The sequence below is a fragment of the Serratia sp. (in: enterobacteria) genome (assembly GCF_046715635.1).
Classification (GTDB): domain Bacteria; phylum Pseudomonadota; class Gammaproteobacteria; order Enterobacterales; family Enterobacteriaceae; genus Chania.
Genome location: NZ_JBKJYW010000013.1, coordinates 1 through 12,415, shown reverse-complemented (window position 1 = coordinate 12,415; position 12,415 = coordinate 1). Strand labels below are relative to the sequence as shown.

The following is a 12,415-nucleotide window of genomic DNA, read 5'->3' as shown; positions in this document are numbered from 1 at the left end:
CTCTCATTCCACGGCATAAGCAGCTCCACTCAGAAGTACTCATACCTATGTTGTAAGTGTCTACCATGTCCCCGAACAAGTGTTCATGATGTCCCCGGTCTGTACAGGGAGAGGGTTGGGGTGAGGGGAATGTTGCTGAAATATCATGTCTATAGCAATTTCTTAATACCTGATAAATCGACACTCCCACTAACTTAGTAAGTTATCACCAGCTTGCCCTGCATATGCCCATCCAACAGTTTGGCATGTGCGGCGGTCAAAGTGTCCACCGTCAGCCCCTGTAGCGTTTCGCTCAGCGTGGTGGTCAACTTGCCTTCGTCCAGCAACTGCGCCACCTGCTTGAGGATCTCCCCCTGCTGGGCAATATCCGGCGTGGCGAACATGCTGCGGGTAAACATAAATTCCCAATGCAGCGCCGCGCTTTTCAGCTTCAACGCGTTTTGATCCAGCGGTTGGCTGTTCTCGACGATGGTACAGATATGGCCGAGCGGGGCGATCAGATCGCTGATGGCTTGCCAATGGCCGTCGGTATCGTTCAGGCACAGGATATAATCCACGCTCTCAATCCCTTCCTTAGCTAGGTTACCTTTCAGATCGCGGTAATCCACTACCAGCTCAGCACCACGCTCGCGGCACCAGGCGGCGGATTCGGGGCGAGAGGCTGTAGCTATGACTTTCACCTTGCTACGTTGTGCGGCCAGGGGGATCGCCAGCGAGCCCACGCCGCCAGCACCGCCGATGATCAACAGCGTTTTACCGGCGTCTGCATGCTGAATATTCAGGTGTTCAAACAGGGCTTCCCACGCGGTGAGCGCGGTCAGCGGCATCGCGGCGGCTTGTGCCCAGTCCAGGCTGGCCGGTTTATGCGCCACGATACGTGAGTCAATCAGCTGATGGGTGCTGTTGCTGCCCGGACGGGTAATATCCCCGGCATACCACACCTCATCGCCGGGTTTGAACCCGCTAACGCTGCTGCCCACTTCGAGCACCACGCCGCTGGCATCCCAGCCGAGAATACGCGGCTGCTGCAAACCCTTTTTTTGCAGGCCAGCATGAACCTTGGTATCGACCGGGTTGACGGAAACGGCTTTGACCGCCACCAGCAGATCGTATTGGCCCGGTGCGGGTTTTTCTGGGGCGATTTCAATAAAACCGGCTGGATTTTTCGGATCGACGGCAATGGCTTTGATTAACATAATTGTGCTCCTTCGCATGAATAGTCCCAGTGTAGACCCTGAGGAGTAGAGTGATAAGATGGACAATAACTAACTAAGTGTTCGTCTGAGGTGAACAATTATGTTCAAGCAGTTGCAGGATATGGCATTGTTTGCGCTGGTGGCGGAGTGCGGCAGCTTTACTGCGGCGGCCAAACGGGCCGGGCTGCCCAAGTCCAGCGTCAGCCAGCGTGTCAGTCAGTTGGAGCAAAAACTGGGTCTACGTTTGCTCAACCGCACCACCCGGCAGTTAAATTTGACCTTTGCCGGGGAGCGCTATCTTGAACACTGCCAGGAGATGCTCTCTGCTGCAGAACGGGCCGATCTTGCCTTGCAGCGCTTGCGTGATAACCCCAGTGGTCGTCTACGTATCTCCACGCCTGCCGGGCTGGGGGCGACGTTGCTTCCGCATCTGGCGGCAGATTTCCAGCGCCAGTATCCGGATGTCTCGTTGGAAGTGTCAGTGTCGGATGCCATGGTGGATATGGTGCAGGAGGGTTTTGATGCGGCATTGCGTACCGGCAGGCCGCAGGATTCTTCGTTGATTGGCCGCCGTCTGGGGCATGCTCCCCGTTATTTGCTGGCTGCGCCGGAGTATCTGGCCCAGCACCCGCCGTTGCTGCATCCGCAGCAGTTGCAGCAGCATCTTTGCATCTCTCACCGTGCCTGGCCCGCCTGGATTTTGCGCCGCGGTGAAGAGTATTACCGTTGGCAACTGCCGCTGCGCCATACCACCGATAATCTGTTATATGCACGAGAGAGTGCCATTTTGGGGGCGGGTATTACGCTGCTTCCCGCGTTTCTCAGCCGTGAAGTGGTGGCGCAAAAGCAATTGGTGGAAGTGTTGCCGCAGTGGCAGGCCGAAGGCAATGAACTGTATCTGGTTTATCCGAGCCGCAAGCTTAATTCTCCGGCGCTGGCCTGTTTTATCGATGTCGTGATCCAGCACCCGGTCTTTGTGGATTATGCGCAGGCGCTGGATTGGGGATAACAAAAAGCCCGCAAGATGCGGGCTTGAGAGCATAGATAGCCAACCTGATGTTACTTGGTGACTTTCTTGTACTTGATACGGCGAGGTTCCAGCGCATCGGCACCCAGAGTACGCTTTTTGTACTCTTCGTATTCGGTAAAGTTGCCTTCGAAGAACTCCACCTTACCCTCATTCTGATAGTCCAGAATGTGGGTGGCAATACGGTCAAGGAACCAACGGTCGTGCGAGATCACCATCGCACAGCCTGGGAACTCCAGCAGGGCGTTTTCTAACGCGCGCAGGGTTTCGATATCCAGGTCGTTGGTGGGTTCGTCAAGCAGCAGCACGTTGCCGCCAACCTGTAGCAGCTTGGCCAGATGCAGACGGCCACGCTCACCACCGGACAGTTCGCCCACGCGTTTGCCCTGATCGACGCCCTTGAAGTTAAAGCGGCCAACGTAGGCACGGCTTGGCATTTCGGTATTGCCCACGCGCATGATGTCCTGGCCGCCGGAAACTTCTTCCCACACGGTTTTGGAGTTATCCATGCTGTCGCGGAACTGATCGACCGAAGCCAGCTTGACGGTATCGCCCAGCACGATGCTGCCGGAATCAGGCTGTTCCTGGCCGGACATCATGCGGAACAGCGTAGATTTACCCGCGCCGTTCGGACCGATGATACCGACGATGGCACCCTTCGGAACCGAGAAGGTGAGATCTTCGATCAGCAGGCGGTCGCCGTAGGATTTACGCAGATTGTTAACTTCAACCACTTTATCGCCCAGGCGGGTGCCAGGTGGGATAAACAGTTCGTTGGTTTCGTTACGTTTCTGGTATTCGGTGCTGTTAAGCTCTTCAAAGCGTGCCAGACGGGCCTTGCCCTTAGACTGACGGCCTTTGGCTCCCTGACGCACCCACTCCAGCTCTTTCTCGATCGACTTGCGGCGAGCGGCTTCGGTTGAGGCTTCTTGCGCCAGACGTGCGTCTTTCTGCTCCAGCCAGGAAGAGTAGTTACCTTCCCACGGAATGCCTTCGCCACGGTCCAGCTCCAGGATCCAGCCGGCCACGTTATCGAGGAAGTAACGGTCGTGGGTGATTGCCACTACGGTCCCTTCGAAGTCGTGCAGGAAGCGTTCCAGCCAGGCCACGGATTCGGCATCCAGGTGGTTGGTCGGTTCGTCCAGCAGCAGCATGTCTGGCTTTTCCAACAGCAGGCGGCACAGCGCTACGCGGCGGCGCTCACCACCGGAAAGGTTGGCGATTTTTGCGTCCCACTCCGGCAGGCGCAATGCATCGGCAGCGCGCTCCAACTGGGTGTTGAGGTTGTGGCCATCGTGAGCCTGAATGATCTCTTCCAGGCGGCCCTGTTCAGCGGCCAACTTGTCGAAGTCGGCCCCTTCTTCAGCGTACAGCGCGTACACTTCATCAAGTCGCTTCAGGGCACCAACCACTTCTGCCATCGCTTCTTCTACGGACTCGCGAACGCTGTGCTCCAGGTTGAGCTGCGGTTCCTGCGGCAGATAGCCGATCTTGATGCCCGGCTGCGGGCGAGCTTCCCCTTCGATATCGGTATCGATGCCGGCCATAATGCGCAGCAGGGTGGACTTACCGGAACCGTTCAGGCCCAGCACGCCAATTTTGGCCCCAGGGAAGAAACTCAGGGAAATGTTTTTCAGAATATGACGCTTCGGCGGAACCACTTTGCCGACGCGGTGCATGGTATAGACGTATTGAGCCACGTTGCTCCGAGCCTCTCTATCAGTTTTTATAGGATGTCTGGCGGCCTGAGTGTAGCCCGTTTCAGCACCGGTTCCCAGATCCCCTATGACGATCGCCAAGTATAACCGCTAATGCCCACCATTAGGTGAACTTTGCTGTTTCTTAAGGGGTGACGACGATCGACACGCGACGGTTTTCGGCGCGGCCGCTGGAGGTGGCGTTACTGGCTACCGGTTGGCGTTTACCCATCCCGCGGGTTTCTATATTGGCACGCGGAATGCCGATACCGGCCAGCACGTCGGCTACTGCGTTGGCGCGGCGCAGGGAAAGTTGATCGTTGTAGCTATCTTCGCCGTAGTTATCGGTGTGGCCGTCCAGGCGGAATTGCACGATGTTTACGCTCTTCAGCGCCTTGCCCATCTTCTCGACAATCTCGGTACTTTGAGGGCTCAATTTACCGACGTTGTTACCGAACAGCACCTTGTCGGAAAAGCCAAACTCCCAACCGTTATCGGTCAGTTTGAACCCTTGCGCCTGCAGTAAGGCGATCTGTTCCGCCGTCAGCCCTTGTGGTTTGCTCTGGCAGCCTGCTAGCGTGAGCAAGGTGATAAACACTAATGCCAGTAGGGAAAAAGACCGTTTAAAATTTTGCTGTAACATTGATTTTTCTCTTTGGTTGTTTTGGGGCTCGGTGCAGGCGCTATTTGCGCATTGCTAACCGCCAGCCTCCGTGGGACAGGTGTTTTGCCCGGTACATTGCATCATCCGCTTCGTGTAGCAGTTCCTGAGTGGTAGAGGCATGTTCAGGGTAAAACGCGATGCCGATACTCAGTGCGGCGATCACTCTTTCCTTGTTAGGTAACACAATGGGTTGTTGCATACACTCGATGATGATGTCGGCAATCGGCAACACATCGTTGGTGTCTTTGAGCGGTGCCAGCAGGATGGCGAATTCATCGCCCCCCATCCGGGCGACCAGATCGTGCTTGCGCAACCTGCTACGCAGGCGCTCTGCGATGGTGATTAATACGGTATCACCGGCCGCATGGCCATGGTTATCGTTCACCTCCTTGAAACGATTGCCGTCGATAAACAGTACCGCCAGCTTTTCATCGGGTTCGAGCTCTGCCAGCGCACGCCCCAACTGAGCTTCAAAGAAGGCCCGGTTTGGCAAGCCGGTCAGGCTGTCGTGGGTGGCTTGGTGAGTTAACGCGTCATTTTCTTGTTGCAGGTGCTCCTGCCAGGCTTCGATTTCATCCAGCAGGCCGTTAAAATCACAGCTCAGTTCGTGCAACTCGGCAATCGGTGCGGAAGGCACCCGCAGCTCGAAAGTCCGATCGCGACGTACCGTATGGGCAACGTTGGTGATATCGTCCAAGGAGGTCACTATCCCACTGAGCATTCTGCGGGAAAGCACCAGGGCACACAACGTACTGAGCATCAGGCAGGCAAGCATGCCCACCATGCCGCGCAGCAAGAATGTCAGCAGGCTGTTGCCGTTACCGGTCAACCAGACCAGGCCGATCTGCTTCCCTTCACGGGCGATGGGTAAAACCACCGCTTCGGGCAAGACCCAACGGGCCACCAACTGCTCCAGTCCATGCAATGGACTATCCACTGGGTGACTCCAACTGGCCAAGGCGACCCCCCGCATATCCAGGATTTTAGCCTCTGACACTTCTTCGTTGGAAGCGATCAGTAGCAACGCCTCGCGTGCGGCGGGGCGGTCCTCAAACACGACGGCGGCTTCAGCGGTATAACTGATCGAGCGGGCAATCAGATGCAGGTTATGGTTGGCATAGGCCCGCAGGGCAAACAGTGCCAGCAACGTCAGGAAGATCCCTGCGGCGCCGACGGCGATCAACGCCAGACTCAGGTTCATCCGTTGCAGCACTTGGCCCAGCGTAGGGCGAGATGTGGTCGACCCTTTATGACCTAACAGTTTCATTATGGCGGCCCCTTTTTACGCGCCAACTGCAGCACGCTAGGGTGAACACGCACGCCACTGCGCGCCAGTGAGTCCAGATTCACTTTAAAACCCGCCTGATCGTTGCTGATTTGCAAACAAAAGGCACTGCCAACAGCACATTCCATATCCTTTTCGCTGATGCTGAGGATCGAGTGACCCGAAATCCGGTGGAAGAAATCTTGTTTCTGGGCGGCATTAACGTCGCCCAGGTACACCACATCGCAGCTTGTAGCCAACTGCGGATTATCTAACTCGATCCGCTGGGTTTTGATTGGCCGCGCTGCCATCAGTAATATCGGGTCGAACAGACCTTCGGCATACTGGACTGGCGCAATCACGCACAAGCGGATCGGATCTGGTGTGGCGGGCCAGCGAGCATAGCTGATAATCCCCACCACCACGGTGGTGACGGTATGAATGCGTTTCTGGTTGGGATCTTGCGTATCAGCCCCGGCCAAGCTGGGAAACGTCAACATAGCCAGCAGCAGGATGGGCAACATGTGACGCGACCGGACCGGGTTACTGCATAAACCCTGCATCCTGATAGCCAACCCTATGGCCTTTAACGACATCTTCATCCGCCATTCCTGCCTACGGCCGGCTTGGTGGCGCGGCAGTCTGATACTAATTAATTGAACCTAGTCGAAAAGGGTAAAAGCTTTGCCACGTACAATCAATCCATCGCATTACCCAAAAAGCATAACCTGGCCGTCTTGGATGCGGATTGTATTATAAGAGAAGTTAGTTGTGCGCTTTATGCTCGGTTTTATGAGATTTTTCCTAGGTATTTTTTTACGTTATAAAAACGCCCGGCAGGGGTTGCCAGGCGTTTTAGTGAAAATTGCGTGTCCCTGAGCGCGTATTATAGCGTTTTTCGGCTCGCTTTGATGCGGCTAATCACCCATTTTTCCACTTCTACAATCAGGAATAGCGCAATGGCAATCATCAGCGTCACGCCCCAATAGAACAGCGGCAGCGGCGCGGTGCCAAACAGCGAGTTCATAAACGGCAGGTAGATGATAGCCATCTGCAGCAGTAACAGTACGCCACTCACCAACCACAGGCCCTTATTCAGGAACAACTGGCGGTTGAGTGGGAAGCGGTCTGCGGTGCGGCAGTTGAACATGTAAACCCACTGGGCGGTGACCAGGGTTTGCAGCAACACGGTACGGATCAGCTCGCTGCTGTAGCCGCGTGGTGCCATCCAGGCTTCCAGTGCGAAGGCGCTGATGGCGATCAGCACGCCGACGAAGCCGATGCGCCAGATAGCATGCAGATCCAACACGTTGCTGCCCGGCACCCTCGGTTGACGATGCATCAGCCCTTTTTCGGCGGGCTCATAGGCCAGGCCGAAAGACAGGGTGGTGGAAGTGGCCATGTTCATCCACAGGATCTGGATTGGCGTCAGCGGCAGCATGGCACCGGCCAGAATGGCGATGATGATCAGCAGGCCCTGCGCCAGGTTGGTCGGCAGGACGAACAGAATGGTTTTCTTCAGGTTGTCGTAAACGCGACGACCTTCTTTTACCGCGCTGGCGATGGTGGCGAAGTTATCGTCGGTCAGGACCATATCAGCGGCTTCTTTAGTCACCTCGGTGCCTTTGATCCCCATGGCGATACCCACGTCAGCCTGTTTCAACGCTGGTGCATCGTTGACGCCGTCGCCGGTCATCCCTACCACGCCGCCTTTATCCTGCAACGCTTTGACCAGACGCAGCTTATGTTCCGGGCTGGTACGGGCAAAGATATCGTAACGCACGGCGGCTTCTGCCAACGCCTGGTCATCCATATGCTCCAACTGGGAGCCGGTGATGGAATCCTGGCTGTTACCAATCCCCAGCATGGCACCGATGGCCATGGCCGTTTTCTGGTGATCGCCGGTGATCATCTTCACCCGGATCCCCGCTTGCTGGCATTCGGCGATGGCGGCGACCGCTTCAGGACGCGGTGGGTCCATCACGCCAGCGATGCCGATAAACACCATCTGCTGGCGGATATCGCCGTGATCCAGTTCCAGTTCGCCGTCTGGCGTGGTTTTACTGGCGGCGGCCACCATACGCAAGCCTTGCTCGGCAAAGCGTGACATCTCCGCTTCCCAGTAGCCGCGGCGGAAGGGTTGGATGCCCGAATCGGTCAGTTCGAATTCGCACAGTGAGAACAGCACGTCTGGCGCACCGGTAAGGAATACCTGATTCTTGCCCGCGACCTGGCTGCGTACCGCCATATATTTGTAGCTGGAGTCGAACGGGATTTTAGCCAATTGGCGGGCTTCACCTATCTCTAATCCGGCCTTCATCGCCAGCACTTTCAGTGCGCCTTCCGTTGGGCTCCCTGTGATCGCCCAACGACCGCTGTCATCCTGCTTTACCTGGCTGTCGTTACACAAGGTGATCGCGGTAATGAACTGCGCCAACGGCGGGATATCTTGAGCGTGCGCTGGTTTGTTGCTGTCGGCAAAGAAAATGCCGCCAACCGGTTCATAGCTTTCTCCTTCCACACGGTAAGCATGGTCGGCCATGATGACGTTTTTCGCCGTCATTTCGTTCATGGTCAGCGTGCCGGTCTTGTCCGAGCAGATCACCGTCATCGAACCTAAGGTTTCCACCGTAGGCAGCTTGCGGATAATCGCGCGGTTACGTGCCATCGACTGCACGCCCAGGGACAGGATAATCGAAATGATGGCAGGCAGACCTTCGGGCACCGCGGCCACCGCTAGGCTGATCAGCGCCACCAGCAGCTCACCGAGCGGCATATCCCGCATCGTGAAGGCAAACACGAACAGCAACACCATCATCACCAGGATCAGGATGAAGATGTTTTTGCCCAGACGGTCCATTTGTTGCAGTAACGGGGTACGCTGGGTCTTAACGGTCGAGATCATCTCGCTGATGTGGCCGAGTTCGGTATAGCCGCCGGTCGCGATAACTACGCCCTTGGCATTCCCGGCGCTGATGGTGGTACCAGAGAATAACAGGTTAGTGCGATCGCCAATCATCACTTCATCAGGGATAGCGTCGGTTTGTTTTGATACGACGGTAGATTCGCCGGTCAGGATGGCCTCTTCAACCTGTAGGTTGTGAGATTCCAATAACCGCAGGTCGGCGGGAATTTTATCGCCGGGGCGCAATAACACGATATCCCCTGGTACCAAATCTTCCGCATTCACCGTGTGGTTAATTCCGTCACGTACCACAATCGCCTGACTGGAAAGCATATTTTTAATGCCCTTCAGCGATTTCTCAGCGCTATTTTCCTGCACAAAGCCGATAAGGGCATTGATCACGGCCACGCAGAGAATAACCACGGTATCGATCCAATGCCCCATAATGCCTTTGAGGAAGGCGGCGGCCAGCAGAATATAAATCAGCACATCGTTAAAGTGGGCAATAAAGCGCATAAAAGCGCTTTTGCCTGCCTGCTCCGGCAGGGCGTTGGGGCCAAACTTCTTCAGCCGCTCGGCAGCTTCCTGTTCGCTCAGGCCTTGTTGCTGGCCATTCAAATGTTGAAGCGTTTGTTCAATATTGTATTGATACCAGGCTTTTTCCGGCTTGGGCGGCTCTTGGTATTCGGTGGGGGAATGTTTTGGCATGGAGTGCCTCTCCTTAAAGTCGTTCGAATCTAAGTCCCCATCTGTGTCGGCAGCCCTTTTGCCGGGGTGATATTCCATTGTTTTCTGTCACACAGATGTGAATGGTAAAAATTTTCAGTTAGTGGGTGGCCAATTATCTGCCGCGTGATAGTAAATAATCGCAAACTTGAGTTTTTGATCTGAGATAATAAAAATTAAGTAATAGGAATTGTTTTAATCCGTATGGAAATGTTTCTGTATTAATGTCTTTGTAATGTCATTTTTTGTATAGGAAAACTCGTATCTGCATAGAAAACTATAGAACACCGGGGTTATTGTGTGATGAAAAAATTGACCATAATCCCATGATTTTTCAAAACGTCGTCTTGTTGTTCTGCCTGGCGCAATCGCCAGGCAGGGTGGTTTTCATCTGGGCTGATAAACTTGTTATAAAGTAATGAATGGATACGCGTTTTTGCTGTCTATGATTAATACCTGATGCCAGCCCATGGTAGCGGCACGGTTTTGTTCCCGGCGTGGCTTCCCACGGTGGGGCGTGAGACATTTGCAGAGCAGGATCACTGGCCCGTTGGCTGCTGACGCGGCGCGGCAGCGGGGTGGATCGGTTCTGGCAAGCTAACCCAGCGAGGAAAGAGTAAGTATGGTCAAGGTGGACAAATGGCGGTTGTGGGCTGTGGGCCTGTGCCTGACGGCATTTTCTGGTGCAACATTGGCAGACTCTTTGGACGGTGAACGCCAGCGTTATCTGCAAATCAAGCAGGCCTGGGACAGTAAGCAGATGGACGTGGTGGCGCAGTTGATGCCAACGCTGCAGGATTATCCCCTGTATCCTTATCTGGAATATCGCCAGTTGACCCAGGATCTCAGCACGGCCAGCGCGGCTCAGGTCCAGCAGTTTTTGCGGTTGCATCCTACGTTGCCACCCGCAAAATCGCTCACTGCCCGTTTCGTGAACGAACTGGCGAGCCGTCAAGACTGGACTACCCTGCTGGCCTTCAGCCCGCAAGAGCCTAAACCGGTCGCGGCGCGCTGTAATTTCTATTACGCCAAGTGGGCCACCGGCGATCGGCAGGCGGCCTGGACCGGGGCCGATGATATCTGGATGAGCGGTAAAACCTTGCCGGGCTCCTGCGATAAGCTGTTCAGCGTCTGGCAGGCTGCTGGTAAGCAAACGCCGTTGAGCACACTGGCACGGATGAAGCTGGCGCTGAAAGAGGGCAACAGTGGCCTGGTGAACTACCTGTATCGCCAATTGCCAAGCGATTATCAGACCATGGGGGATGCGCTGGTACGGTTGCAAAACGATCCCACCACGCTGGAAGCCTTTGCCCGTAGCGTTGGCCCAACAGACTTTACCCGTTCGGCCACCAGCATCGTATTCGCACGCCTGGCTCGCCAGGACGTAGAGAATGCCCGAGCCATGATCCCAACGCTGGCTCGCCTGCAGAAAATGAGCGAAAGCGAGAAGTTAGGATTGGAGGAAGAGGTGGCCTGGCGGTTGATGGGCAACGATGCCACCTTTGAGCAGACTCAATGGCGCGATCGGGTGATCCTACGCAGCCAACAGCCCGCTTTGCTGGAGCGCCGCGTGCGTATGGCGCTGGGCGTGGGCGATCGTCAGGGGCTGAAAACCTGGCTGGCCCGCCTGCCTGAAGAATCACGTAATAAGGACGAATGGCGTTACTGGCGAGCCAGCGTAATGATTGATGAAGGCAAACGCAGCGAAGGGGAAGTGATACTGCGTAGCCTGATGAACGAACGCGGCTTCTACCCGATGGTGGCAGCGCAAAAACTGCAGGTGGCTTATCCGGTGATGGTCGCCGTGGCGGCAAAACCTCGCACCGATCTGGTAAGTGGTCCGGAGATTGCCCGGGTGCGCGAACTGATGTATTGGAATATGGATAACCTGGCGCGCAGCGAGTGGAGTTCATTCGTGGCCAGCCGTAGCCGTCCGGAGCAGGAAGCGCTGGCCCGCTATGCCTTTGAGCAGAAATGGGCCGATCTGAGCGTACAGGCGACCATCGTGGGCAAACTGTGGGATCATCTCGAAGAACGTTTCCCGATGGCCTGGCCACAGGAATTCCGCCGTGCTACCGAAGATAAAGGCATTACGCCGAGCTATGCCATGGCGATTGCCCGCCAGGAGAGCGCCTGGAACCCGAAAGCTCAGTCGCCGGTCGGAGCCGCAGGTTTGATGCAGGTCATGCCGCGTACCGCGAAACATACGGTGGATCTGTTCGGCATCCCAGGCTACAGCAGCCCGAGTCAGCTGTTTGATCCGCAAACCAATATCACCATTGGCACCAGCTATCTGGAGTCGGTGTATCAGCAATTTGGTCGTAACCGCATTCTTGCCTCTGCGGCCTATAACGCTGGCCCATCACGGGTGAATACCTGGTTAGGCAATACCGATGGCCGTGCGGATGCCGTGGCGTTTGTGGAAAGCATTCCATTCTCGGAAACCCGTTCTTACGTGAAGAATGTGCTGGCCTATGACGCGTTTTATCGTTACTTCATGCATCGGCCAGCAAAGGTGCTGACGGATGCCGAGTGGCAAAGACGTTATTGATATCCCCGTCGTCTTTCAAGCTGTAGCGTTGTTACCTGCACTTGTCCACCCCAGTCACTTACTAAAAGTAAGCTCCTGGGGATGAACAAGCTTGGTGCCTAGCTATGCTGTACAGGGATGTACGAATGCCGCGAGCGCATGGACGCGCAAGAGTGGCCAACTTGAAATCCATAGGGGATAGCGAGGTAGTTAGTGGTGGTAGCGGTAGATGATTAGTAATAACGTAGCCAGCCCCAGTATTTTGACGCTTACCCGCGGTATGCTATGCTGCTGTACTAGTTAAATAGTATGGTGGCTGGCATGACGCAAATATCGCTAAACGACCCCGCTCTTTCAGAACAAGGCAATGAAGATTGGCTGCGCTTTGTCGCGCTGCTGCAGAGTT

At 55.5% G+C, this 12,415-nt stretch carries 8 protein-coding genes and 1 pseudogene; 3 read left to right on the top strand and 6 right to left on the bottom strand.

The window, feature by feature from the left end:
* Positions 1 to 194: 194 nt before the first annotated feature.
* The gene (locus tag ACLQ7H_RS00620; RefSeq protein WP_411751001.1) at positions 195 to 1,196 is read right to left on the bottom strand and encodes a zinc-binding alcohol dehydrogenase family protein; all 1,002 of its coding nucleotides are present in this window, start codon (positions 1,194 to 1,196) and stop codon (positions 195 to 197) included.
* 100 nt (positions 1,197 to 1,296) lie between these two features.
* Here ACLQ7H_RS00620 and ACLQ7H_RS00615 point away from each other — a divergent pair, with 100 nt between their 5' ends.
* A complete protein-coding gene (locus ACLQ7H_RS00615; protein WP_411751000.1) occupies positions 1,297 to 2,205 on the top strand; it encodes a LysR family transcriptional regulator in 909 nt (302 codons plus the stop codon).
* A 50-nt stretch (positions 2,206 to 2,255) separates the two neighbouring features.
* On the opposite strand, the gene ettA is transcribed toward ACLQ7H_RS00615, so the two are convergent.
* The 5 genes from ettA to ACLQ7H_RS00590 all read right to left on the bottom strand — a co-directional run bounded on the left by ettA (position 2,256) and on the right by ACLQ7H_RS00590 (position 9,461).
* Positions 2,256 to 3,923: an energy-dependent translational throttle protein EttA gene (gene ettA / locus ACLQ7H_RS00610; RefSeq protein WP_411750999.1), complete on the bottom strand. Its 1,668-nt coding sequence runs from the start codon at positions 3,921 to 3,923 to the stop codon at positions 2,256 to 2,258.
* 142 nt (positions 3,924 to 4,065) lie between these two features.
* Positions 4,066 to 4,563, bottom strand: a complete 498-nt coding sequence (locus ACLQ7H_RS00605; protein WP_411750998.1) for an OmpA family protein — start codon at positions 4,561 to 4,563, stop codon at positions 4,066 to 4,068.
* A gap of 40 nt (positions 4,564 to 4,603) precedes the next feature.
* Positions 4,604 to 5,851 carry a diguanylate cyclase domain-containing protein gene (locus tag ACLQ7H_RS00600; protein ID WP_411750997.1) on the bottom strand — a complete coding sequence of 416 codons (1,248 nt, stop codon included), beginning with the start codon at positions 5,849 to 5,851 and terminating at the stop codon, positions 4,604 to 4,606.
* Positions 5,851 to 6,450 carry a YfiR family protein gene (locus tag ACLQ7H_RS00595; protein WP_411750996.1) on the bottom strand — a complete coding sequence of 200 codons (600 nt, stop codon included), beginning with the start codon at positions 6,448 to 6,450 and terminating at the stop codon, positions 5,851 to 5,853. The genes ACLQ7H_RS00600 and ACLQ7H_RS00595 overlap by 1 nt, the downstream gene beginning before the upstream one ends.
* Positions 6,451 to 6,734: 284 nt before the next feature.
* Positions 6,735 to 9,461 (bottom strand): cation-transporting P-type ATPase, encoded by a 2,727-nt coding sequence (locus ACLQ7H_RS00590; protein WP_411750995.1) that lies wholly within the window; start codon positions 9,459 to 9,461, stop codon positions 6,735 to 6,737.
* 649 nt (positions 9,462 to 10,110) lie between these two features.
* On the opposite strand from ACLQ7H_RS00590, the gene sltY reads away from it, so the two are divergent.
* The gene (gene sltY / locus ACLQ7H_RS00585) at positions 10,111 to 12,030 is read left to right on the top strand and encodes a murein transglycosylase (RefSeq protein WP_411751002.1); all 1,920 of its coding nucleotides are present in this window, start codon (positions 10,111 to 10,113) and stop codon (positions 12,028 to 12,030) included.
* A 300-nt stretch (positions 12,031 to 12,330) separates the two neighbouring features.
* Positions 12,331 to 12,415: pseudogene (locus ACLQ7H_RS00580) on the top strand (Trp operon repressor); the annotation flags it as partial.